Below are 25,300 nucleotides of genomic sequence, written 5' to 3'. Positions count from 1 at the left end.
TTTCTTCATCTAATAATGCTAATTTTATTATTTATTGCATAAAGTACATTTAATATTCTAACATAAATATTAGAATAATCTAATAAAATATTTTGTAATCCAAATGATTTTAAATTCATATGTAATAAATCATAGCTATAACTCAGTGTAATAGCTTCTACTCAATTACTTTCCTTGCATAGACTTATACTTCACTTAATATTCTATCATTGCTCACATTATATAAAGGACCTTCTTAATATTTTCTTTATTTCATTTTGTGTGAATTTATCTAATATACCCATATATTTAAATAAAGCTAACATGAATATTTCATGTTAGCTTTTATTCTCCTTATAAGTATATATCTTTATTATATACCGTTATCTATTAATCTTTCAAATCCACTTTTAAATTGATTAAATATGCCTGATTTTCTTATATTTCTATCAGAAGTTATTTTAATTTTACCTATTAGTTTTCCATCTGAATAAAATTCACATACACCAACTTTTTCATTTATTTTATATTCTTTTATATTTTGATCTATAATACATTTGCTAGTTATTTTCCCATTTTTACCTTTTTCTACTGTAGCATTTAAATCCTCACAAGCTTTTGCCATAAAATATTTATCTCCTTTAGAATTTAAAGGTATTTTTGATATTACATCACCTTTTTTAGCTATAGCTTTGCATTCAAATTTTGAAAATCCATAATTCATAAGCTTACTTGCATCTTTATTCCTTATTTTGTAAGTTGGTGCTCCCATTATTACTGCCAACATCCTAACGCCATCTTTTTTTGCTGTAGCTGATATACAATATTTGGCTTCATCTGTGAATCCTGTTTTTAATCCATCACAACCTTTAAAAAATCTAACAAGTTTATTGTGATTTACCAACCCTATAGGACTTTTTCTTCCCTCTGATATAGTTTCCATATATGTTCCTGTGTACTTCAATATTTGTTTATGTTTTAATAATTCCCTGGACATTATAGAAATATCATAGGCTGAAGTTTTATGGCCTTCTTCACTAAGCCCAGTACAATTTTTCAAAGATGTATCTTTCATATTCAATTTTTGAGCTCTATCATTCATTTTCTTTACAAAAGCTTCCTCACTTCCTGCTAAGTATTCTCCCATAGCAACAGCAGCATCATTTCCAGAAGCTATTGCTATTCCTTTTAAGAGTTCTTCAACAGTTCTTTCTTCCCCTACATCTAAAAGCATAGTACTTCCGCCCATTTTTTTAGCATTCTCGCTTATAGTGACTTTATCAGTTAATTTAATTTTACCACTATCCACGGCCTCCATAGTTAAAAGCATTGTCATAACTTTTGTAACTGATGCTGGGGCAAATTTTTCATGAGAATTTTTTTCATAAATAATTTTCCCTGTTGTAGGCTCTATAAGAAGTGCAGATTTAGCTTCTACATCTAAACCTCCTTCTTTATCTTCCTGCTTTTCTTCTTGTTTTAACTGATTTTGTTTATTATATGCACTTACAGGTATCACAAATATACTGAAAATAAAAGTTATAGTAATTATTACACTGAAATAGTAATAAATTTTTCTTTTCATTTGCAGTTCCCTCCTTTACAAATATTTTCTCCAGAATTTCATAATATTATCACGGAAAATTTTTCTATGATTTAAAATTATAATTCTAGGCTATTAAAAAGGAGTTAAATCATATTATTTATAATTAATTTAAAGAAAAATACCTCATTCTAAAACAATTAGTAGAAACATAAGCTAATTTACTCATCAATTTATAATTTACATAAGCCCCTACTGGAGCACCTATACCTGGAATAATTTGAAGCATCTTTGAAAAATCTATGTAATCTCTATATTCCTGCTGAAAATTTTTCCAATCAAAATCGTTCATATCTTCAGGTAACTCCTTAATATAACTGCTCCAATTTATAATTTTATCATATGTTTTTCTTCTTTCATTTCCTTCTGAAAAAGCCAATTGAAAAACATATAAAATATATAATCTTTCCTTATAATCTCTACCATCAATACCATATATATTAGCTAAATTAAATAAAAAATTAATCTTAATTGCTAATAGTATGGGAAAATCTGCAAGACCTAACATTAAACCACCTAATCCTGTACCTGCACCACTAATTGTTGCTGTCTTTCTGTACAAATTTAATTTTTCCTTAGCCAAATTCTCTCTTTCTTCTAAATTAGCTAACTTGGGAGATTTTACAGTAACATATTTTGAGGTGAAAAGCACAACTTTTATCATGCTTTTGACTCCTTCAGTAATTACTTTTTGTACTTTTCCCGGTATGAGACTGTTAGTTTTGTTTTGAACTTTTTTAGAAATTTTATAAACTAATGAATCTCTCTTGGTCATTTTTTTCTTAAATAAATTTATTTCATTTATAGCATCTATTTCATATTTATTCATTTTATTTCCTCCTTAACATATATTGTTGTCAAATTATACATAATCTATTTGTGATCTTCTTTATTTTAAAATATATTTTTTAGGACCATTAACTTATTTGATTCTTAAATATGTTAATGGTCCTAAAAATTACTTCAATTTAAATTCCATATTAACAGGATTATGATCTGTATTCTTAAAATCTAATGAATATCCATTTACACTTATGACATTTACATTGTCTGATACTAAAAACCCATCTATAACTGCTGTGAAATTTTCTCCTTTTTTATATGAAGTAGCGTCAGTTCTGGTAGTTGGTACATTTTTATCTGCTACCCATTTAAAGTGCTGTGGTTTAAAATCATTAGGTATTTTTTGAAGCCAATCTGGCCACTTTTCTGTAGTTTTAAACAGTGAAGGATCCGTTCCTGGTATTAGATGATTCCAATCTCCTCCTACTATAATATAATTCCCTTTTTTATATTCTTTTATTATATAATTTTTTAAAAATGAAAGCTGCTGTTTTCTTATTTTTCCATCTTTATCATAAGCAGATAAATGAGAATTTATAAGTACTAATTCTTTACCATTTTCTAAGAAAATTCTAGATTCCAAAAAACATCTATCTAATTCTGCTAATTGCCTTGGCCAACTTTCTTTGCCTGGATATTGATATCTACTAGCTGAATTAACTTTGTATTTAGACAAACTTAATAATCCAGCAGTAACAGCCCCATGAGGCTTTAATATGGGTACTGGCACCCATGGCGTTTTATAATTTAGAGCCATACTTGAAGAATACTCATTTAAATTACTATTTAAATACTCATATTGGTTAAATCTAAAGCTTCTTGTAGAGTTAATGTCTACTTCTTGTAGAAATATAAAAGAACTATTATCCTTTTTTAAAAAATCTGTTATTGTCTTTATATTTTCTATAGTTTTTTCTTTACTAGATGATCTAGAGCCTTTACCTCCATCCATAAAAAAATCTTGCTTATCATCCATTCCACCATATCCTACATTAAAAGTGGTTATAGAAAATTTATCTTTTAAGCTTAATTTATTTCCTTTCTGTCCCTTTATTAATAACTTGATCTTATCATCTGGTTTGTAGTCCGTTATGGTCATAAACAATATATATATACCTATAATAAGTATAATGATAGCTATTATTCCTCCAAAAACTTGTCCCATTCTTTTCATTTTCTAGCACCTTCCTCTTTATTTTCTATATTTTATAGTATATTTTAACATTATAAAATTATCAATAAAAAACACAGCAAACCTAAAAATATTCTAAGCCTGTTGTGTTTTTTTATATATTATACATACAATTTATAAACCATTATTTTTTAATATTCTAAATTTCTAATAATTTTACAGTTACTCTATCTAAAAAGCTTAATTCTTTGCTTAAATTTTCTATATCTTGTTTATTTTTATTTAAAAGTTCTAATAAAATCAGACCACATTGGGAACAACTATCACTTCCTGCTTCATGAAGTCCTAATCTAGTTTTTATTATACATCCATTTTTAGTTAATATTTACTGAAATTTTGGTGCAATTTTATTTCTTGGAGAAATTTTTATTGCCATAATTGAAAACATATATGCTCCTCCCTTAAGTTTAAATAATTTATAATATTAATTTAAAAGACTTAAAAGAAGAATATGTTTATATCTATTATTTTACTATGTCATATATTAAAGGTAATTCTTCTTTAAGTTCTTCTTCTATAACATAATTATCTAATATATTTTTTGCAGCTTTTTCTCCTTTTGTTTTATCATTAGCATGAACATAGGCTATAGTATCTCCCTTTTCAACTTTATCTGATACTTTTTTATTTAAAACTATACCTACTGCTAAATCTATAATACTGTCTTTTGTAACTCTTCCTGCTCCTAACTCAGATGCTATTATACCTATATTTTGTGCATGAATTTTATTTACATACCCATTTTTATCAGACACTACAGGAATTATATATTGTGCCTTAGGTAAATTTTCTGTATTATCTATCAAAGTATGGTCTCCGCCTTGAGCTTTAACAAATTCTTTCAATTTTTCTATTGCTAATCCATTATCTATAGTATTTAAAAGCATTTTTCTTGCTTCTTCTGTAGTATTTGCCTTTCCACCTAAAACCACCATACTACTTCCTAAAGCTAAACATAACTCCAGTAAATCTTCAGGACCCTTGCCATTTAATGTATCAATAGCTTCTTTTACCTCTAAAGCATTTCCTATAGCATAGCCTAATGGTTGATCCATGTTTGATAATATAGCTACAGTGTTCCTTCCTACGCTCTTACCTATATTAACCATTTCTTCAGCTAACTCTTTTGCAGCCTCTGGTGTTTTCATAAAGGCACCTTCTCCTACCTTTACATCTAAAACTATAGCATTAGCTCCTGCAGCTATTTTTTTACTCATTATGCTAGAAGCTATTAGAGAAATATTATCTACTGTAGCAGTAACATCTCTTAAAGCATACAATTTTTTATCAGCCGGAGCCAAGTCTGCTGTTTGACCGCCTACAGCAATCTTTATATAATTAACATTATCCATAAATTTATCTTCTGTCATATTTACTGAAAATCCCTTAAAAGATTCTAATTTATCTATAGTTCCACCGGTATGTCCTAATCCTCTACCAGACATTTTAGCTACAGGTATTCCTAAGGCCGCTACCATAGGTGTTAGAACTAAAGTAGTAGTGTCTCCAACTCCACCAGTACTATGCTTGTCAACTTTTATTCCTTCTATTTTTGATAAATCTAATATATCTCCAGAGTTAACCATAGCCATAGTTAAATTTACTGTCTCTGACCTTTTCATTTTCTGGAAATATATAGCCATTAGAAGAGCTGATACTTGATAGTCTGGAATATTTCCTTTTGTATATTCTGAAACAAAGTAATTAATTTCCTCTTTGCTTAATTCTTCCCCATTTCTTTTTTTTAAAATTAAGTCATACATTCTCATAAGTTTATCCCTCCATATAAAGCAATTGTTATGTTAATGTAACCACATGTATTATATTTAAATATATTTTAAATTATAACCTTAACTTTTTATATTTTAAATATATTAAGTGATTTTTATGGAAAGCAGTTAGAATTGATTTTATAAATATTTCTATGCTTAATCCTAAAAATCACTTATTATTTTATATTTTTATTAAAATATTATACTACATAGTTAAGACTAGTTGTTTTATTAATTTAATAAAAGTATCCATAGTTTTATTAGCTGTTTCTACTACTTTACCATGATCAAGGGGCTCTAAATTATCTGCTAAAGCCATATCTGTAATGCAGGATATACCTAAAACACTCATCTTCATATGGCTAGCTACTATAATTTCTGGTACTGTAGACATTCCTACAGCATCTGCTCCTAAAGCCCTCAACATTCTAAGCTCTGCTGGGGTTTCATAACAAGGTCCTGAAACAGCCACATATACTCCTTTTTGTATACCTATATGTAATCTATTTGCAGCTTTTTCTGTAAGTGTTATAAGTTCTTTATTATAACACTGAGACATATCTGGAAACCTTGCTCCTAACTCTTCATAGTTTTCCCCAATTAAAGGATTATAACCTGTTAAATTTATTTGATCTTCTATAGTCATTAAATCCCCTGCATTAAATTTAGGATTCATACCGCCTGCAGCATTTGAAACTATAATATTATTTATTCCTAAGGAGTTTATAAATCTTATAGGGAAAGTAACTTGTTCTATATTATATCCCTCATAATAATGCAATCTTCCATTTAAAGCTAATACTTTTTTCCCCATTAGCTCTCCAATAATAAGTTCTCCTGCATGGCCCTTTACAGTAGAAACGGGGAATCCTTCTATTTTGCTATATTCTATAGAAATTTTATTTTCTATATGATCTACTATGCCACCTAAGCCTGATCCTAATATAATAGCTAACTCTATTTTTTCGCTGCATATTTCTCCTAAGCTCTCTTTGGCTTTATTTATCTTTTCTAATAAGTCCATGCTATCTCTCCTTTTAATAGACAAACTAACATTTAATCGTTATCAAAAATATAATGCTTTAAAATTTTAAAAACAACAATAGAGAGTAATTAACTATTTTAACTTTAATTTATAACATATTTTATTAATTAAAAATTTTATATAGCCGCTAATATAGATTTTAATAATGATATAAATTCAGCTCTTACTTTATTAGATGTTTCTATAACTTCTTTATGATTTAATGGCTGTTCTAATATACCTGCTGCCATATTTGTTATACATGATATTCCTAGAACCTTAATTCCACAATGATTTGCAGCTATAACCTCTGGCACTGTAGACATTCCTACTGCATCTGCTCCTAATTTTCTTAGCATTCTTATTTCTGCTGGTGTTTCATAACAAGGCCCTGTCATCATAGCGTATACTCCATTTTGAAATGAAAAACCTAGCTTTTTAGCCTCTTCTTCTGCAATCATTATTAATTTCTTACTATATGCTTGGGACATATCTGGAAATCTGGGACCAATTTCTTCATCATTTTCACCTATTAATGGATTATTAAAAGAAAAATTGATATGATCTTCTATAAGCATAAGATCTCCTGGATTATAATTTTCATTTACTCCTCCAGCTGCATTTGTAACAATCAAATTTTTTACTCCTAATTGTTTCATTATATATACAGGAAGCACTACATCACTCATTTTATTTCCTTCATAATAATGAACTCTACCTTGCATCATTATAACTTTTTTCCCTTTTAGAGTACCTACTACAAACTGTCCTTTATGACCTTTTATAGTTGAAGCTGGCATATTAGGTATATCTGAATATTTTATAATTTCTTTATTTTCTATTTCCTCAGCTAAATCACCCAAACCTGATCCTAAAATAACTCCTATTTCAGGCATTATTGATATATTGTTTTTAACAAAATTTACACTTTCTTTTATTTTCTTTAAATTCAAGATTAATTCCTCCTCTGTCTTAAATGCTTTATTAAAATTATGCCCTTGGATGAGCATTTTTATATACTTCTGCTATTTTACTTTTTTTAGATATGCTAGAATAAATTTGAGTTGCTGCTAAATCCTTATGACCTAAAAGTTCCTGAACAGATTTTATATCTGCTCCATTTTGAAGTAAATGTACTGCAAAAGAGTGCCTTAATGTATAAGAATCTATTTGTTTATCTATACAAGCTTCCTTGGCATAAAATTTTATTATCTTCCAAAAACCTTGTCTAGTCATTTGAGTTCCTTTTAAATTTAGAAATAAATAATCTAAATTATATATATTTATAGCAGGTCTTACTTCTAAATAATTTTTCAAACAGTTTACAGCATATGATCCTATTGGTATAATTCTCTCTCTTTTTTTGCTACCCCTACATTTTATATAATTAAACTTTAAATTTAAATCATATATATTTAAATTTAAAAGCTCTGTTATTTTAACTCCTGTAGCATACATAAGCTCTAACATTGCTTTATCTCTCAATCCTTTTTTTGAAGAATCTGGGGAATCTAAAAGTTTATCTACTTCTTCTACAGAAAGTATTTTAGGTATTGTTCTCTCTATTTTAGGTATTTCATATCCTAAAGTAGGATCTTCGGACACTATACTCTTTTTAATTAAATATTTATAAAAATTTCTTATAGATACTATATTCCTTACTATAGAGGAGGTAGCTCGTCCTTCTTTCTGTAAAAATTGAACAAAAGCCATTATAGTAACTATATCAATAGAAAGTATATCTTCTTCTCTCTTATTAACAAATTTATTAAATTTATCTACATCTCTTTTATAAGCATCTAAAGTATTTTTACTTAAATTTTTCTTTTGTAAATTATTTATATAATTTTCTATAATATTTTTCATTTATCATTCCCCTATTTTTAAGCTTACTTTATTATATTCAACAAATTAAGTTAAAAACCTCTTAAAAAATCATTAAAAACTAATATATAATTATATATTATTTTTATCTTTAAATTTATATTTTTAAATACTAGGGTACTATTTTCATATGATTTATTTTTCATGAAAAAATTATAAAGAATTAAATCTAATGCTTTAGGTAATAAACAGCCTAAAAATAGTAATATTAAAAAACACTTTATTAGAGTAATTATGGTTTTTTTATATTTTATAAACATAATATACAACTTCCTACTCTTGCTACTACTAATTTTATCATATTAGGTGTTATATAAGATTCCATTAAAAATCCTGCAAACATAACTATTACAACAAATCCAAATGAAAAAGAATAAGATGTTGCTCTCATCAATACACCATTTTGAAATCCTCTATTATTTTTATCTCTCAATATCTGTATAGAAAATTCCATTGCTAAAACTGATGCAAAAATTATACAAGGAATATATACTAAATTTTGAGGTAACACACCCAAAAGAGACATCCATATACCTTTCATTCCAAGTCCATTTACAATAAAGCTAGTAGTGAATCCTATTGTAAATCCTTTTATTACATCTATTATAAGTATAACTGGTATGCCTATCATGGTTAATCCTAAAAACCAAATAGCTACAATTAAAGTTATATTAGTTTTTATAGCTTCAAATAATATTGATTTAGAGTCTATTCCATTAGATGAAATGCTTTTACTAAAGCTTTCAACATAACTTAGAAGATCTCCTTTTTCAAAGGACCCCATATACTTTACAGAATATATTCCCAAAACTATTCCAGTACAGATACATAAAAGACTTATAATGTATAGCCAAAAGTTTTCTTGAACATGTCTGTTTATATTACTCAAAAATTTGTTTTCCATAATAAATTTATCCCCCTTTGTTTCTATCTTTTTTATATTTATGATTAACAAAAGAGGGATATTACTACTATTATTAACTTATAAAATTATAATTAATGAATAATAATTAATTATCTTTGTCTTGCTTACTTTAAATCAACATTTCTTTACTTGTTATATTTACCTATTAAATTATTACTTATAAATATTAAATATACACTATACACTATACAGAGTATTCCTGAAAATTTCTTAGCTTTAAAATATTACTAACTTTTAGATAAAGCATCCATCATAATAGCACTTATAGTTTTTCCATCTATTATATTTCCATTTTTAATATATTCTTTTAATTTATCTATATGAATTTCAGTTAAATCTATAAATTCATCTTCATCTTGCATTCCTTCATTGCCTTTATAAAGATTAAAAGCCTTATAAATATATATATATTCATCTGAAAAACCTGGAGATGTAACAATTTTTCCTAAATATTCTATGTTTTCAGCTTTATATCCTGTTTCTTCTTCTAATTCTCTCAATGCGGAATTTTTTGCTTCTTCTCCTTTTTCTATTTTTCCTGCCGGTATTTCAAATATTTCTTTATCTATAGCTTTCCTAAACTGCTTTATCAAAAGCAGTTTTTTTTCATCCTTATAAGCCACAATTGCCACTGCACCGGGATGCCTTACAATTTCTCTAAATGATTCCTTACCATTTGGAAGCTTTACTTTTTGTTTTACAACATTTATTATTTTTCCTTTATATATCTCATGTTCTTCTAATGTTTTTTCATAAAAGTTCATATTAAACACCTCTTTATATAATTTCAAATTTAATACTACTAAATAAATTACAGTTTATTTTTATTAAATAATATTTTAAATTTAAGATATAATATTGTTTAACAATTTAGTAATATATTATTATATACAATTATACTTATAAATTATAGTATATGGTTATATATTTATCAAATTTTACTATGTAATACTGTATAATATAAAAAAATACTAATAAAGTTTAAAGTAATATAACATTATTTATATTAGTGTGGTTTTTTATTTTAAACCTTTTATATTTAATACAAAAAAATAGAAGGAATCAAATTTAGTATTCCCTCTACTTTTATTTAAATTAAATTTTTTTAGATTTGCTATTTTCAGTTTTAATAACATATTTTTTTTCATAAGAATTATACATTAATATTGCAACTATACTAAAAAATACAGGCCCAATAATTGAAAATATTGTATCTGACACATTACCTTTTGTAGCAGGTTCTATTATTGTGAAAAAGTTAGCAAAAGCTATTGTAAATGTAACTATAACTGTAGCAATTATAGTACTTCCTTTAGACTTATAGACTTGGAATGGTTTTTTTATTTCACTTTTCTTTTTAAAGGAAATAAATGCTTTTTATCTACAAGACCTCCAACAACTTCTATACCACCGTAACCAAATATAGCAAAAACTATAAAAGCTAATACAGAAATTGGGCTTTGATATGCAGGATTTGGAGACTTCACAAAGGATTGGGCAGAGGTTATAGGTTCTGATAATTCTCCACCATTTAATATGAGTACAATTATTGCACTAACTAACAGAACAATATTTAAAAGTGCAACTGCGGTTCCTCCTATGGAAGTGACTTTAGTTATCTTTTCCAATACTTTAGAAGCAGTAAAAGTTACAAACAGTATCCAAATTATATAGGAAGCATACCACATAAAGGTTCCTACAAAAGCATATTTACCTCCTACAGATTTTTCCATCCAAGAATAGATTCCTCCCTTTTCATCCTTAAATGCTGCACCATATTCTGCCATCATGAATGCGTAAGGAATAAAAAATGTTATACCCGATAGAATATACCAAGGAATAGCACCATATCCCATTAAATAAAAAGATCTAGGCATATTAGCAAAGCCGAATACTGAAGTAAAAATCATTAATATTAATGGTATTAAAGTTAGTTTTTTAGTTTTTTGTGAACTTTGTGACATATTTTTTCACCTCATAACTATAAATTTATTTTTTATAATTCAATTATATCCTAAATACTTACATTTAAATATTTTGTATTTTTGATATTTTATGTATTGAATTAGCTGTTTTATGTTGATTTTTTAAAATTAATTACTATTTTATTCTATTTCCATAAATATTTCCAAATATTTTAATTATTTAAATTATTTTGATAGAATAATGTGTAATTTTTTTAAAAAAAATACTTTATAACTATTAATTGACATAAATGAGTATAAAATACTAATGTCCTATTTTAATAAATTATATATTTAAACTAGAAATATATTTTATTTTTTAATATAACTATTATATTTTTATGACTGCAATATTTTAAAAAGCTTTCAATTAAATCAATTATTTTCTTTTGTGTTTTTATAACTTTTGAGAAAATAAAAAACCTCCTGTAATATTAGCACTTAAGCTATTATACAAAAGGTATTTTTATATAATTTAAATTTCAAATTTATCAATATAAAATATTAAATTTCATAGCGATTTTTATAGAGTTTATAGATATAAAATATCTAATAAATTCATTAATTAAGTCTATTAACACACTCTGTTTTTTAATCTTAATTTATCTGCTACCATTGCAATAAACTCAGAATTTGTTGGCTTTCCCTTTCCATTGTTTATGGTATATCCAAATATATTATTTATAGTCTCTACTTGACCTCTTGACCAAGCTACTTCTATAGCATGTCTTATAGCTCTTTCTACTCTACTTGCTGTGGTATTATATTTTTTAGCTATTGAAGGATATAGTTCTTTTGTAACTGCAGATAACAATTCCATATCATTAACTACCATAGTTATAGCTTCTCTTAAATACATATATCCTTTTATATGGGCCGGTACACCTATTTCATGTATAATGTCTGTTATTTCTTGCTCTAAATCTGCTGGTTCATTTTTTGATAATGATATTTTTTCTGATGAAGACGGTTCTTGCATTACTACTGGTCTTCTAACTTCCTCACTGCTTATAGTATTATTAAACATCTGTCTTATTCTCTTAGTAAACACATCCATATCAAAAGGTTTAACTACATAATAATCTGCACCCAGATTTATAGCTCTCTGAGTAATCTTATCCTGTCCAACAGCAGACAAAACAATTACTCTTGGCATAGGAGTAATATCTATACTATTTAATTTTTCTAAAACTCCTAATCCATCTAAATGAGGCATTATTATATCTAATATTATTAAATCTGGCTTCTTTTCTTCTACCAACTTAAGGGCCTCCACCCCATCATTAGCTATACCTGTAACCATTATGTCTCTTTGATTTAGTAAATAATCACTTAATATGTTACAAAATTCCTTATTATCATCAGCGATGATAACATTGATCTTTGTTTCTTCCATATAAACTACTCTCCTTTTTGATAAAATTACCATATCTTAACAAATTATTTATTCGACAAAAGAAATTCAATTCCTTCTTATTTGAAAAAAATTATATAAAAAATAATAAAGTGTAAGATACTCTAATATCTTACACTTTATATGGTACCATATATATTTTATTTTGTCATAAGGTTTCGTTAATTTATATGTTAATTATTGTAAATTTACTCTTTATTACTATTAAATTTACAGTTTTTATATAAATTTTCAATTATTTTACTTGCACTATTTTATATTACTATAAATTATTCAATTGTAATTTAATTATTAATATTCTGTAATATATCTAAATATCTATTTTATATTAAATTTTTAATTAATTATTATCTAATATTCCTGCATCTTTTAACATCCATTCTATATATATTCCATAGCCTACATCTGGCTTATTAATTAAAACATGAGTAACAGCACCAACTATTTTATTATCTTGAATTATAGGACTTCCACTCATTCCTTGAACAATTCCTCCGGTTTTCTTAAGAAGATTTGAATCTGTGACTTTTATAATCATGCTTTTAGGTCCTGGTTTATCCTGAGATAAAAGTTTTTGTATTTCTATATTATATAAATTAGGCTCTTCTCCTTCTAGGGTTGTTAATATTTGAGCTGGTCCTTCTTTTATTTCATTTCTAAGAGCTATTTTCATGGGTTTGTGATATTTTTTGTTGTTTAATTTTATGTTTGCTCCTCCAAATATACCGCACTCAGTATTATTCTCTATATTTCCTAAAACTAAATCTTCATCTAAGAATATTCCCTTTAATTCTCCTGGATTTCCTTTTATACCTTTTTTTATGGATACTATAGAAGACGGAACTATTTCTCCTGAATCTATTGTAAGTATAGTACCTGTATCCACATCTGTAATAGGATGACCTAAGGCCGCAAATTTCTTACTTTTATCATGATAGAAAGTCAATGTTCCTACACCAGCAGTGGAATCTCTTACCCATAATCCTATTTTATAATTATTGTCTTTTTTACCTTTTTGAGGTTTGACTTTTTTTGCTATTTTTTCACCTTTTCTATAACATGTTATTTCTAAATCTTTTCCTTCACAATTTTTAATTTCTTTTTCTACATCTTCTGAATTAGTTATTTCTTTTCCATTTATACTTACTATACTATCTCCTATTTGCACGCCTGACAATGCTGCAGGACTTTGCATTTTACCTTCTTGTGTTTCTATATCAGAAAGAGCTATTACAAGCACTCCCTTTGTATTTAATTTTACTCCAACAGGTTGCCCTCCTGGATATAATACAATATCCTTAGAAACAGGTTTTAATGAAACAGATTTTACAGGAACCATTCCTAAAAGTTTTACATTCATTTTTTTATTATTTGATTTTATATCAGAAACTGCACAATCTGCACTTACATCCTCTGTTAATCTAATGAAACTATTATTTTTTACTCTTTCTCCTTCTCTCACAAAAATTGTAGTTGGTATGTGATGAATCTTATAATAAGTAAACAAACTCATTAACAGGATAGGAATTAAAAAAAAGCTCAAAAATTTTTTCTTATTTCTGTCCATAACTTTTACCTCCTGTTTTAAAACATTATTTATTCTTAAATTTCCCCTTTGAAACATAATTATGCTGTAGTATAATTTCATGAAAAGCCAATTCTTTGTACTATATGATACAAATAATATTTTTGACATATCTTTTATTGTTGACAAAAAATAAAAAAATATTTATGAATAGACATGTAAATTTTTTTTGTTTAACAAAAAAACTCTAAATGTATAATACATTTAGAGTTTTTAATATTTAAATTTTAAATAATCAATATAATTAGTATTTTTATATATTCTCAATATATTTATATCTATAATTGTTTTAATAATTGTACCCAATTTAAAAATAGTATTTGTCCATGGCAACGCCATTTCATAATAGGTTTTTTATTTACATTATTTTGTTCAAAATAATTTTTAGGAATATCTATATGTGTATTTTTCTCTACATCTCTAATATATTCTTCATACAAGGTATATCTATCATATTCACAATGTCCTGTAATAAATATTCTCTTGCAGTTTTTGCTTTGCATTAAATATAATCCTGCTTCTTCTGATTCAGAAAGTATCTTTATATCTTCACATTTTATTATATCTTCTTTTCTTGTATAAGTATGTCTAGAATGTGGTACATAAAATTCATCATCAAAACCTTTAATAAGTAAAGAAGTATCTATTGTAACTTTATGAGGAAATACACCAAAAAGTTTTTTATCTAGTAAATACTTATTTATACCATAATAATGATATAAAGCTGCTTGAGCTGCCCAACATATAAATATAGTGGATTTTACTTTTTTATTACAATAATCCATTATGGTTTTTAGTTCTTGCCAATAATCTACATTTTCAAAATCTAAAAGTTCCACCGGAGCACCAGTTATAATCATTCCATCAAAATTATTGTCTTTTATTTCATTAAAAGTATTATAGAATTTGCTTAGATGTTCACTATCTATATTTTTACTTTTATAACTTTCTGTTTTTAAGAAAGTAATTTCTAGATTTAAAGAGCTTTTTCCTAAAACTCGTAGTATTTGCGTTTCTGTTTCCACTTTTTTAGGCATTAAATTTAATACTATAAGTTTCAATTTATCCGTATTTTTGTTATAATTTAATTTGTCTATTATATCTATATTTTCAAATTTTAATATTTGGTAAGCTGGAAGGTTTTTATCTATAATTAAAGCCATATTTTATTTTCTTTGCTAATTAGCCCTTAGCTAGAATGTAATATTGCGGTAATCTTTAATTTTTTAATATTATATATACTATCCAGCTTATTTTTTAAATCCTTCTCTTTTTCATTATATACTATAGCAAAAACTTCTTTTTGAGGATAAGAGCTTTTTGAATACACATATACCTTATTAAATAATTTATTTATATCACATATGATTTCGGTACGATTTTCTGTGGAAATTCTTATAAACCAATCTTTTTCATTAGGAGAGTCACTAAAAATAGCTGATTTTTCCTCATTAAATAATAAATCCTTCTCTTTTTTATTATTTAATATATTCATAATATCTGCATAAACTGCACTAGCTGTTGGTAGTTTCCCTGCACCTTTACCATAAAAAGCTAGTTCTCCTGTGCTATCTCCTTCTATTATTATAGAATTAAACTCATTTTCTACCTTTGATAGAATATTGTTTTTAGATATGATAGCTGGTTTAACAGATATACATGTACCATCTTTAAAATTCTCACTTATTCCAATAAGTTTAATAACTCCACCTAATTTCTTTGCTACATCAATATCATATTCATCAATATTCTCTATTCCTTCTATATTGAAACTTTCCCAATCAAACTTCTTATTATAAGCTAAATTTGACAATATAGCTAATTTTTTAGCACTATCATATCCTTTTATATCAGCTGTTGGATCAAGCTCTGCAAATCCTAATTTTTGTGCAGTAGTTAGGGCATCTTTAAGAGATATTCCTTCCTCATGCATTTTAGTCAAAATAAAATTTGTAGTTCCATTTAAAATACCTTTAATACTTTTAACTTTATTTCCTACCAAACATTCATTTATAGGTCTAAGTATTGGAATTCCACCCCCTACACTAGCCTCAAAATAAAGTTTTACATTGTTTTCTTTTGCAATTTTTAAAAGTTCCTCTCCATGTTTAGCTATTAAATCTTTGTTTGCAGTAACTACATGTCTTTTCCTTTTTAGGAAAGTTTTAATATAATCATATGCAGGTTCTATTCCTCCAATAGCTTCTACTATAATATCTACATCCTCATCCACAATTTCTTTTATATTATCCGTTATTATGGAAAATAATTTGTTATCTTTATGTTTGTTTTTATTTTTAACTAATATCTTATTTATATTTATATTTTCATTGTTTTTTTGTATCAGTTCCACTACTCCAGAACCCACTACTCCATTACCTAAAATAGCAATTGAAATCATATATACTTATCCTTCTTTCTTATGAAAAGTTTTAATGAACTTATCTATATTTTACTTAGAGCTTGATCAAAATCATTTATTATATCATCACTATCTTCTATACCTACAGATACCCTTACTAAATCTTCAGTTACTCCAGATGCAATTTGTTCTTCTAATGATAATTGTCTATGAGTTGTACTTGAAGGATGAAGCACACTAGTTCTTGCATCTCCTATGTGTACTACTAAACTGGCTAGTTGTAAATTCTTAGTAAATTGTTTAGCTTGTTCTATTCCTCCTTTTATTCCAAATGTCAGCATTCCACTGGCTCCATTTTTTAAATATTTATTAGCTTTTTGGTACTCTTTATCATTTTTTAATAAAGGATATCTTACCCAATCTACTTTATCATGTTTTTCTAAAAATTCGGCTAATTTTAAAGCGTTATCGCTATGTTTTCTCATTCTAAGATGCAGTGTTTCTAATCCTAGGTTAAATAGAAAAGCATTAAATGGACTTAAGCATGCTCCTAGATCTCTTAACAATGTTACTCTTAGTTTAGTTATATAAGCTAAATTTTTAAATTCCTCTGTATAGCTTAGACCGTGATATGTAGGATCTTTATCTACTAAACAAGGAAAATTTCCATTTTCCCAGTTGAAATTTCCTCCGTCTACTATAACTCCTCCTACGCTAGTTGCATGTCCATCTATATATTTAGTAGCAGAATGAACTACTATATTAGCTCCATGCTCAAATGGCTTACAAAGATATGGAGTAACTAATGAATTATCTATTATTAAAGGTACTCCTATTTTTTTAGATATACTTGAAAATTTATCAAAATCTAAAATATTCACTGCTGGATTAGCTATAGTCTCTGCTAAAACTACTTTAGTATTTTCTTTGGCAAACTTCAAAATTTCTTCTTCAGATAAATCTGGTGATACGAAAGTAGTTTCTATTCCTAATTTTGTTAAAGTAGATGAAAGAAGATTAAATGTTCCTCCGTATAGATTTGAGGATGCTAGTACATGATCTCCTGCATTACAAAGATTTAAAACGGCTAATGTAATAGCACTTTGACCAGAAGAAACAGCTACGGCTCCTACTCCACCCTCTAATTGGGCTATTTTTTCTTCAAAAGCAGCTAATGTTGGATTACTTATTCTTGTATATATATGACCTTCTTCTTTTAAATCAAATAAGTTTGCAACTGTATCTGGATCCTCGTATTTATAGGTTGTACTTTGAATAATAGGAAGAATTCTTGGTTCCCCTGATTTTGGTGTGTAACCTCCTTGAATACATATAGTTTCTGTTTTCCAATCTTTAATACTCATATTTTTGTCTCCCTTCTAAACTTATAATATTTTTTTGTATTAAAAAAAGTCACTTCCTAAGAAATGACTTTGTTATTAGTTACAAATATTAAAATATGGTAACTTTACTCCCTCATCTCTCAGTGAATTCACTGCAGGAATTAGCACATTTCTAGATCTTACTAGCTGTTGCCGGGCTTCACAGGGCCTGATCCCTCCGCCACTCTTGATAAGAGTTCATATTTAATTTTCAAACATCTTTAAAATTTATTATAAACTTATTTATTTTTTTGTCAATACTATTTTGAAAATTTTTTTAATATTTCTTCTTTTTTATTATCTGCTATCTTTATTATTTCTCTTGAATTTTGGAGAGTTATGTCTGTAAGATTTGATCCTCCTATCATTTTTCCTATTTCTATTTCTTTATCTTCTTTACTTAATTTTGTAACTTTTGTATAAGTTTTATCTTCTAAAACTTCTTTATGTATATAATAATGATTATCAGACATACAAGCTATCTGGGGTAAATGAGTTATACAAAATACTTGACGACCATGAGATATAGAGTACATTTTTTCTCCCACGCTTTGTGCCACTACTCCACTTATACCTGTATCTATTTCATCAAATATAACTGAAGGTATCTTATCTTTATCTACAAATACAGTTTTTAAAGCTAACATTATCCTTGAAAGTTCTCCTCCAGACACGACCTTGTCTAAAGGTTTTAAAGGTTCCCCTGGATTAGTAGAAACAAAAAATTCTATCTTATCACAGCCATTTTTAAAAAAACTAGATACTAAATCCACATTAATCTTAAATCTAGTTTTAGAAAGACCTACATAACTCAATTCTTCTTTTATTCTTTTTTCTAACTCTTCTGCATATTTAATTCTTATATTGTGCAATTTTAAGGCTATCTCTTCTAAATTCTTTAATACGTTCTTTTTATCATTGTTTAAACTTTCTATTATTTCTTGAGAATTTACCATATTTTCATACTGAGTTTGTATTTTATTTTTATATTCTATAATCTCTTTTATGGTTGTACCATATTTTTTCTTAAGGGCAGATATTTGAAAAAGCCTGCTATTTATACGATCCAGCTCATTCTCATCGTAATATACATTATCTTTTATATTCCCTATATTTCTTATAGATTCTTCTACGATATAATAAGCATCCTTTAGGGTCTCACATATGGAAGTGACTTTATCTATATTACTAATAGACTCCATCTCTCTTATAACATATCCTAAACTATCAAAAACTGAAGAACTTTCTTCTATTCCTCCATATAATACACTATAACTATTATTAAGTACCTTGCTAATTTTCTCTGAATTTGAAAGTTCTACAAATCTACTATCTAAGTCTTCTTCTTCTTTTTCTTTTAAATTAGCATTCCCTATTTCTTTAATCTGGTATTTTAAAAAATCCATTAACTTTTCTCTTTCAAACTCATTTCCACCAGACAATTCTTTTATTTTATTTTTTATATTTAAAAAGTTCGAATACTCATCTTTATATTTAGTCATAACAGAGTACAATTGTTTTTCGCTAAAATAGTCTAAATAATTTATATGATTTTCTACACTTAAAAGATTTTGATTCTCATGTTGCCCATGAATATCTAGTAAAGTACTTGTTATTTCTTTTAAATTAGACAACAAAACACTTTTACCATTTACTTTTGCTATACTTTTACCATATTGAAAAGTTTCCCTGCTTATTATTAATATATCTTCAAAATTTATACTTTCATCCTTAAGTATTCTCTCTGTACTTTCATTCTCAATAGAAAATATTGCTTCAACATAGGTTTTATTTTCTCCAGTTCTTATGAGATCTCTATTAAATTTACCACCTAAAACGTAACTTATAGCATCTATGAGAATAGACTTACCAGCTCCAGTTTCACCTGTAAGTACATTAAATCCTTTATCAAAAGATATAGATAATTCTTCTATAAGAGCAAAATTCTTTATATTAAGTTGAAGGAGCATTCAAAATCCCCCTTTTATGTAGTAGTAATTTTTCTTAATTTGGAAGTTATTTCTTCAGCTTTTTCATTAGTTCTAGTAATAGCCATTATAGTATTATCACCTGCTATAGTGCCTGCTATACCATCAAATCCTAATGAGTCTATAGCTTCACCTGCTGCTGGAGCTGAACCTGATATAGTTTTTATTATTATAAATTTATCTATATTTTCTACACTTATTACTGTTTGTGCAAAAATATTAATAAGCTTATCTGACATATAGCTATCTGTATGATTTATAGTAGCATATTTATACTTACCTGTATTAGATAAAACTTTTATTAACTTAAGCTCTTTTATATCTCTTGAAACTGTAGCTTGAGTAACATTCATCCCCATCTTTTTTAATTCTTCTGCTAATTCTTCTTGAGTATCTATATCCTTAGAATTTATTATTTCTAAAATTTTAGCATGTCTTGAAACCTTCATATTATTCACCTTCACATTCTCTAGATCTATAAGATATTTTAGTTCTTAAAATTTCAAAATAATTTCCTTTTTGAAATTTTATAAGTTTACATTTATATTTAGATTTGCTTATAGTAACCTCATCTACCGTTACTTTTTTGTATCTTTGGCCATCTATTGTAAGTACAGGATCCTCATATCTTTTAAGTACCTTTATATTTATTTTACTGTTACCATTTAATATTAAAGGTCTAATTCCTAAAGAATGAGGACAAATAGGTGTAACCTCTAGCACATCTAGATCTGGATATACTATTGGTCCTCCACCAGACAAAGAATAAGCAGTAGACCCTGTAGGTGTAGCTACAATAACTCCATCTGCTACAAAAGTTGTATACCATACATCATCTACATATATACTATATTTTACTATTCTTGACAGATTACCTTTTGTAAGAACTATATCATTTAATGCCAAAAAGTCTTCTTCATTTATTTTCTTTAGATCACATTTTAGCATTATTCTATCTTCTATCTTATATTGTCCTTTAAATAGCTTTTTTATAGCTTTTTTACAATCTTCTAATTCTATTTCTGCTAAGAAACCTAAATGCCCTCTATTAATTCCAAACATAGGTACTTCGTATTTAGCTAAAGCTCTAGCTGTACCTAAAATAGTACCATCTCCACCTAGTACAATAACAGCATCTAATAATTTACTTTCTTCCTTATCTAAATCTTTAGAATCATAAAAGACCTTTATATTAGCATCCTTGGATTCATCGTGTATATATTGAAAAATTTTGTCTAAAATGTCTCTACTTATATCTTTATCTGTATTTATATTTATACCAATATTTTTCATAATTTATCACCATTCAAATTATTTATGATTTTTAAATTTATTTATTACCATTATTTAAATTATTATGAGCTTTATTTACTATGTAATCCACATAATCATCTTTAAAATCTGTATTTAATTCTTTATCCTTTGTCATATATATAAGGTATTCTATATTTCCTTCAGGCCCTTTTATAGGCGAAAAGTCTAAATTTAATATATTCAAAGCATTTTTTTGTGCAAATTTAACTATCTTATCTATTACTTCTTTATGAATACTACTCTCTCTTACTACGCCCTTCTTACCTACTTTTTCTCTTCCTGCTTCAAATTGAGGTTTTATAAGAGCCATTATTTGACCCTTTTCGTCTAATAACTCCTTTACCACAGGCAATACCAATGTAAGAGATATAAAAGATACATCTATACTTGCAAAATTAGCTTTTTCACCTAAATCTTCAAGCGTCACATATCTCACATTAGTTCTTTCCATGCAAACTACTCTAGGATCTACTCTAAGCTTCCAAGCAAATTGGCCATATCCTACATCTATAGCAAAGACCTTTCTTGCTCCATTTTGAAGCATACAGTCTGTAAAGCCTCCTGTAGATGCTCCTATATCCAAACATACCTTATCTTTTAAATCTATAGAAAAATTTTTTATGGATTTTTCTAGCTTTAACCCTCCTCGACTTACATAAGGTAATTTTTCTCCTCTAAAATCTATATTAGCACTTTCTTTTATTTTTTCTCCACATTTATCTACTCTATTACCATCTATAAATATTTCTCCTGCCATTATACTAGCTTTTGCTCTTTCTCTAGATTGAAAAATACCTTTTTTAACCAAAAGCAAATCTAATCGTTCTTTCTTTTCTGCCATAATTAACTCCTTCATATAATATTATACAATCTTTACTATATTTTTAACAATACCTTCTGGATCCAATTGTTCCATTTTATACAATATATCCGTGCTGCCATGAGGCACAAATTTATCCTTAAAGCCCAAATTTAAAACAATATTATGAGTCTTTAATTCACTTACATATTGAAGAACTAAAGAGCCAAAACCACCTTTTATTACATTATCTTCTACAGTTACTATCTTATATCCTTTTTTTACAAAGTTTTTTATTAATTCCTTATCTATAGGTTTTATAAAATTAGCATTTACAATCGTAGATTTTATACCACATTCATTTAATTTTTCTCTTGCTATAATAGCATGCTGAACCATTTTTCCAGTTGCTATTATAACTATATCTCCTTCTTCTTCAGAAATTATTTCCCATTTACCTTTTTCTATATTTTTTATAGGAGTCATCTCTAAAGATTTTACATCTCCCCCTCTAGGATATCTTATAGCTACAGGAGAATCTTGACTTAATGACCATTTTAACATTATTCCCATTTCTTCTAAGCATTTAGGTGCCATTATAGTCATATTAGGAAGACATGATAAATAAGATAAATCAAAAATTCCTTGATGAGTTTCTCCATCACTACCTACTATACCTGCTCTATCTATAGCAAAAACTACAGGTAAGTTTTGTATACATATATCATGTAGTAATTGATCATAAGCCCTTTGAAGAAATGTGGAATAAACAGCAAAAACCGGTTTTAATCCTTCTGTTGCTATACCTGCAGCTAAAGTTACTGCATGTTGTTCTGCTATGCCTACATCAAAAAATCTTTCTGGGAATTTCTGTCCAAATTTTCTAAGACCAGTACCATCTTTCATAGCAGCAGTTATAGCTACTATTCTTTTATCTTTTTGAGCTAAATTGGTTAATTCTTGTCCAAATACTCCTGAATAAGTTAAACATGCCTTAGAGCTTACTTTACCACTATTACAATCAAAAGGTCCTATACCATGAAACTTATCTGGCTGTTCTTCTGCATAAGCATACCCTTTTCCTTTTTTTGTTATAGTATGTATTAATACTGGCCCTTTTATATTTTGTGCCATTTTCATCACTTTACTTAATTCTTTTATATCGTGCCCATCTATAGGTCCTAAATATTTTATTCCTAAGTTTTCAAAAAACATGCCTGACACAATCATTTGTTTTATACCATTTTTTATTTTTTCCAATGAGCGAGCCATCCCTTTACCTACGTTTGGTATTTTATTTAAAGTATTATTAACTTCTTTTTTTAATTTATTATAGGTGGGATCTAATCTAACTTTGCTTAAATAACTAGACATTCCACCTACGTTTTCTGCTATGGACATTTGGTTATCATTTAAGATTATAATAAGATCTGTTTTATTAAATCCTATATCATTTAATGCTTCAAAGGCCATGCCACCAGTTAATGCTCCATCTCCTATTACAGCTATAACCTTATTATCTTCTCCTTTTATATCTCGAGCTCTTGCTATTCCAAGCGCAGCAGATATAGAAGTACTACTATGTCCTGTTTCAAACACATCATAAGGGCTCTCGCATCTTTTAGGGAAGCCACTTAATCCACCATATTGTCTTAATGTATGGAACTGATCTTTTCTTCCCGTCAATATCTTGTATACATAGGCTTGATGTCCTACATCCCAAATAATTTTATCCCTATTTAAATCGAATACATTAAATATACTTAAAGTAAGTTCTACCACCCCTAAATTAGAAGCTAAATGTCCTCCTGTTTTAGATACACTATCTATTAAAAATTCTCTTATTTCATATGAAAATTGATTTAATTCTCTTATAGACATAGATTTTATAGTATTGAAATCTTTATATTCATCTAATATGTTTTTCATTTTCATCTATCCTCTTTTAAAAATATATTAACCTTGCAATTTCATCTGTTTTTATCTTCTTTTAAAAAAATATATTAATCTTGTAACTTTCTCTAATATGTCATTGCTATTTTTTATAGCAACACCTTTACCTAAAGCTTTTCCCCCTATAGTTAAAGCTCCTATAGTAACACCTATTCCTGTAGTTATCATTGTGGAATTTAAAGTGGAATTTGAAGATAATATTTTGCTTGTTATTATTATACCTATAGATCCACTTACAATGCCGCAAACATCTCCTATAACATCATTACAAAAGCTTGATACCTTTTCTGCGTTTCTAATAAAAATTACTGCTAACCTAGCCCCTGGAACTTTATTGGCGGCTTTTGCATGAAAAGGCGTTTCATTGGCTGCAGTTACTGCAACTCCTATTATATCAAATATTATACCAATTAATATAATAAAAATTAATATAATAAAAGCTACTAATAAGTTTACTTTATCTAGTAGCACATCTGACATAAGAGATATACTCCCTGAAAAAATAACAGACCATGCAACAATGGTTAATATCCACTTTACATTGACCTTGGAGTCACTCTTCTTATTATCTTTTTTATTTCCCAATTACAATTCCTCCATAAAACTAAGTATTTAATGATTTTATACTAATCATTAAAATTATGTTTATATAACCTAAAATGTTACTAAACCATAATTATTAAAAATATTCTCCATTAATGTATGTTTTAATATGTAATTTTTAAAGGTGGTAGTATATTAAGTAAACCTTGCGGCTTAGGTCCAGTAGGATTTCCCGTAAAACAATCAAAATGTCGCCATTTTGACGGTTTCCCTTTAATGTTCTACCTACCCTGTCACCAGAAATAGGACTGGATTGCCACTTAGTCCGCACTGTAATCCCTAATATACCTCGTATAGAACAGTCTAGGAGATTTCCTCAACAGTTGGGTATATCTCTAGCCTCTTTTGCAATGGAGGTTTCAGCAATTATTAGCCCAAAGGTTTGGCCTAACCTTTGGATTTAAATTAACCTCTCCCCCCACCACTCAAGGCAGGCTACACTGCACATAACTCATCGCCACATGCAGGTTTAATCCATTGTCGTACATAGGGAATCTCTCCCTATCCACAATCAATGGCCTCCACGAAGGTAGGGTCAATTGCCACATGCCTTTGTGGTTGCCCCAGCCTTCTTTCTCCCAGCACCAGCCCACAACTGGGCGTCGCAAGCCAGCACCAAGAGCTTCATCGATGTGCCCTTTAGCGGATTTTTAGCCCCGCCTTCAAGATATACTTACCTGACTAGAATACTGCACCACCTTTATCTATATATAC

General features: G+C 27.5%; 20 protein-coding genes, 2 pseudogenes and 1 riboswitch. All 22 genes and pseudogenes read right to left on the bottom strand.

Annotated elements, in window-relative coordinates:
• Positions 1-352: 352 nt before the first annotated feature.
• Positions 353-1,564, bottom strand: a complete 1,212-nt coding sequence (locus NGI68_RS00440; protein WP_251859513.1) for a D-alanyl-D-alanine carboxypeptidase family protein — start codon at positions 1,562-1,564, stop codon at positions 353-355.
• A 124-nt stretch (positions 1,565-1,688) separates the two neighbouring features.
• Positions 1,689-2,411, bottom strand: a complete 723-nt coding sequence (locus NGI68_RS00435; RefSeq protein WP_251859512.1) for an EcsC family protein — start codon at positions 2,409-2,411, stop codon at positions 1,689-1,691.
• A 129-nt stretch (positions 2,412-2,540) separates the two neighbouring features.
• Complete coding sequence (locus NGI68_RS00430; RefSeq protein WP_251859511.1) at positions 2,541-3,599, bottom strand: endonuclease/exonuclease/phosphatase family protein; 1,059 nt, start codon at positions 3,597-3,599, stop codon at positions 2,541-2,543.
• Between the two features lie 157 nt (positions 3,600-3,756).
• Positions 3,757-4,005: pseudogene (locus NGI68_RS00425) on the bottom strand (CPF_0552 family protein).
• Between the two features lie 76 nt (positions 4,006-4,081).
• The gene (locus NGI68_RS00420; RefSeq protein ID WP_251859510.1) at positions 4,082-5,386 is read right to left on the bottom strand and encodes a pyrimidine-nucleoside phosphorylase; all 1,305 of its coding nucleotides are present in this window, start codon (positions 5,384-5,386) and stop codon (positions 4,082-4,084) included.
• A 208-nt stretch (positions 5,387-5,594) separates the two neighbouring features.
• Entirely contained in the window at positions 5,595-6,413 is an 819-nt protein-coding gene (locus NGI68_RS00415; protein WP_251859509.1) for a purine-nucleoside phosphorylase, read from the bottom strand.
• 137 nt (positions 6,414-6,550) lie between these two features.
• Positions 6,551-7,366, bottom strand: coding sequence for a purine-nucleoside phosphorylase (locus tag NGI68_RS00410; protein WP_251859508.1), 816 nt, complete (start codon positions 7,364-7,366; stop codon positions 6,551-6,553).
• Positions 7,367-7,403: 37 nt separating this feature from the next.
• Positions 7,404-8,279, bottom strand: a complete 876-nt coding sequence (xerD, locus tag NGI68_RS00405; RefSeq protein WP_251859507.1) for a site-specific tyrosine recombinase XerD — start codon at positions 8,277-8,279, stop codon at positions 7,404-7,406.
• A gap of 268 nt (positions 8,280-8,547) precedes the next feature.
• Positions 8,548-9,201: a stage II sporulation protein M gene (spoIIM, locus tag NGI68_RS00400; RefSeq protein ID WP_251859506.1), complete on the bottom strand. Its 654-nt coding sequence runs from the start codon at positions 9,199-9,201 to the stop codon at positions 8,548-8,550.
• A 248-nt stretch (positions 9,202-9,449) separates the two neighbouring features.
• Positions 9,450-9,986, bottom strand: a complete 537-nt coding sequence (locus tag NGI68_RS00395) for an NUDIX hydrolase (RefSeq protein ID WP_251859505.1) — start codon at positions 9,984-9,986, stop codon at positions 9,450-9,452.
• Positions 9,987-10,317: 331 nt separating this feature from the next.
• A pseudogene (locus NGI68_RS00390) lies at positions 10,318-11,186 on the bottom strand (amino acid permease).
• Positions 11,187-11,760: 574 nt separating this feature from the next.
• Positions 11,761-12,582, bottom strand: coding sequence for a sporulation transcription factor Spo0A (spo0A, locus tag NGI68_RS00385; protein ID WP_251859504.1), 822 nt, complete (start codon positions 12,580-12,582; stop codon positions 11,761-11,763).
• Between the two features lie 358 nt (positions 12,583-12,940).
• Positions 12,941-14,167 carry a SpoIVB peptidase gene (gene spoIVB, locus NGI68_RS00380; RefSeq protein WP_251859503.1) on the bottom strand — a complete coding sequence of 409 codons (1,227 nt, stop codon included), beginning with the start codon at positions 14,165-14,167 and terminating at the stop codon, positions 12,941-12,943.
• A 296-nt stretch (positions 14,168-14,463) separates the two neighbouring features.
• Positions 14,464-15,348, bottom strand: coding sequence for a homoserine O-succinyltransferase (locus NGI68_RS00375; RefSeq protein WP_251859502.1), 885 nt, complete (start codon positions 15,346-15,348; stop codon positions 14,464-14,466).
• Between the two features lie 26 nt (positions 15,349-15,374).
• On the bottom strand, positions 15,375-16,586 hold the full coding sequence (locus NGI68_RS00370; RefSeq protein ID WP_251859501.1) for a homoserine dehydrogenase: 1,212 nt from the start codon (positions 16,584-16,586) through the stop codon (positions 15,375-15,377).
• A gap of 44 nt (positions 16,587-16,630) precedes the next feature.
• A complete protein-coding gene (locus NGI68_RS00365; protein ID WP_251859500.1) occupies positions 16,631-17,911 on the bottom strand; it encodes an O-acetylhomoserine aminocarboxypropyltransferase/cysteine synthase family protein in 1,281 nt (426 codons plus the stop codon).
• A gap of 109 nt (positions 17,912-18,020) precedes the next feature.
• Positions 18,021-18,126, bottom strand: a riboswitch (SAM riboswitch).
• Positions 18,127-18,189: 63 nt separating this feature from the next.
• On the bottom strand, positions 18,190-19,899 hold the full coding sequence (gene recN / locus NGI68_RS00360) for a DNA repair protein RecN (RefSeq protein WP_251859499.1): 1,710 nt from the start codon (positions 19,897-19,899) through the stop codon (positions 18,190-18,192).
• 14 nt (positions 19,900-19,913) lie between these two features.
• Positions 19,914-20,366, bottom strand: coding sequence for an arginine repressor (locus tag NGI68_RS00355; protein WP_251859498.1), 453 nt, complete (start codon positions 20,364-20,366; stop codon positions 19,914-19,916).
• Position 20,367: 1 nt separating this feature from the next.
• Positions 20,368-21,210 (bottom strand): NAD(+)/NADH kinase, encoded by an 843-nt coding sequence (locus tag NGI68_RS00350; RefSeq protein WP_251859497.1) that lies wholly within the window; start codon positions 21,208-21,210, stop codon positions 20,368-20,370.
• Positions 21,211-21,247: 37 nt separating this feature from the next.
• A complete protein-coding gene (locus NGI68_RS00345) occupies positions 21,248-22,072 on the bottom strand; it encodes a TlyA family RNA methyltransferase (protein ID WP_251859496.1) in 825 nt (274 codons plus the stop codon).
• Between the two features lie 21 nt (positions 22,073-22,093).
• Positions 22,094-23,959, bottom strand: coding sequence for a 1-deoxy-D-xylulose-5-phosphate synthase (dxs, locus tag NGI68_RS00340; protein WP_251859495.1), 1,866 nt, complete (start codon positions 23,957-23,959; stop codon positions 22,094-22,096).
• Between the two features lie 51 nt (positions 23,960-24,010).
• Entirely contained in the window at positions 24,011-24,568 is a 558-nt protein-coding gene (locus NGI68_RS00335; protein ID WP_251859494.1) for a hypothetical protein, read from the bottom strand.
• Positions 24,569-25,300 lie beyond the last annotated feature (732 nt).

Source organism: Clostridium sp. Marseille-Q2269 (assembly GCF_943736985.1).
In the GTDB taxonomy this organism is placed as follows: domain Bacteria; phylum Bacillota; class Clostridia; order Clostridiales; family Clostridiaceae; genus Clostridium_F.
Note: the sequence above shows the minus strand (reverse complement) of the source record. Positions and strands in the feature narration are given on the sequence as shown.

Excerpts from the sequence above, each read along its gene's own strand:
- NGI68_RS00440 (WP_251859513.1), bottom strand. The coding sequence starts at position 1,564 with ATGAAAAGAAAAATTTATTACTATTTCAGTGTAATAATTACTATAACT.
- NGI68_RS00435 (WP_251859512.1), bottom strand. The coding sequence starts at position 2,411 with ATGAATAAATATGAAATAGATGCTATAAATGAAATAAATTTATTTAAG.
- NGI68_RS00430 (WP_251859511.1), bottom strand. The coding sequence starts at position 3,599 with ATGAAAAGAATGGGACAAGTTTTTGGAGGAATAATAGCTATCATTATA.
- NGI68_RS00420 (WP_251859510.1), bottom strand. The coding sequence starts at position 5,386 with ATGAGAATGTATGACTTAATTTTAAAAAAAAGAAATGGGGAAGAATTA.
- NGI68_RS00415 (WP_251859509.1), bottom strand. The coding sequence starts at position 6,413 with ATGGACTTATTAGAAAAGATAAATAAAGCCAAAGAGAGCTTAGGAGAA.
- xerD (WP_251859507.1), bottom strand. The coding sequence starts at position 8,279 with ATGAAAAATATTATAGAAAATTATATAAATAATTTACAAAAGAAAAAT.
- spoIIM (WP_251859506.1), bottom strand. The coding sequence starts at position 9,201 with ATGGAAAACAAATTTTTGAGTAATATAAACAGACATGTTCAAGAAAAC.
- NGI68_RS00395 (WP_251859505.1), bottom strand. The coding sequence starts at position 9,986 with ATGAACTTTTATGAAAAAACATTAGAAGAACATGAGATATATAAAGGA.
- spo0A (WP_251859504.1), bottom strand. The coding sequence starts at position 12,582 with ATGGAAGAAACAAAGATCAATGTTATCATCGCTGATGATAATAAGGAA.
- spoIVB (WP_251859503.1), bottom strand. The coding sequence starts at position 14,167 with ATGGACAGAAATAAGAAAAAATTTTTGAGCTTTTTTTTAATTCCTATC.
- NGI68_RS00375 (WP_251859502.1), bottom strand. The coding sequence starts at position 15,348 with ATGGCTTTAATTATAGATAAAAACCTTCCAGCTTACCAAATATTAAAA.
- NGI68_RS00370 (WP_251859501.1), bottom strand. The coding sequence starts at position 16,586 with ATGATTTCAATTGCTATTTTAGGTAATGGAGTAGTGGGTTCTGGAGTA.
- NGI68_RS00365 (WP_251859500.1), bottom strand. The coding sequence starts at position 17,911 with ATGAGTATTAAAGATTGGAAAACAGAAACTATATGTATTCAAGGAGGT.
- recN (WP_251859499.1), bottom strand. The coding sequence starts at position 19,899 with ATGCTCCTTCAACTTAATATAAAGAATTTTGCTCTTATAGAAGAATTA.
- NGI68_RS00355 (WP_251859498.1), bottom strand. The coding sequence starts at position 20,366 with ATGAAGGTTTCAAGACATGCTAAAATTTTAGAAATAATAAATTCTAAG.
- NGI68_RS00350 (WP_251859497.1), bottom strand. The coding sequence starts at position 21,210 with ATGAAAAATATTGGTATAAATATAAATACAGATAAAGATATAAGTAGA.
- NGI68_RS00345 (WP_251859496.1), bottom strand. The coding sequence starts at position 22,072 with ATGGCAGAAAAGAAAGAACGATTAGATTTGCTTTTGGTTAAAAAAGGT.
- dxs (WP_251859495.1), bottom strand. The coding sequence starts at position 23,959 with ATGAAAAACATATTAGATGAATATAAAGATTTCAATACTATAAAATCT.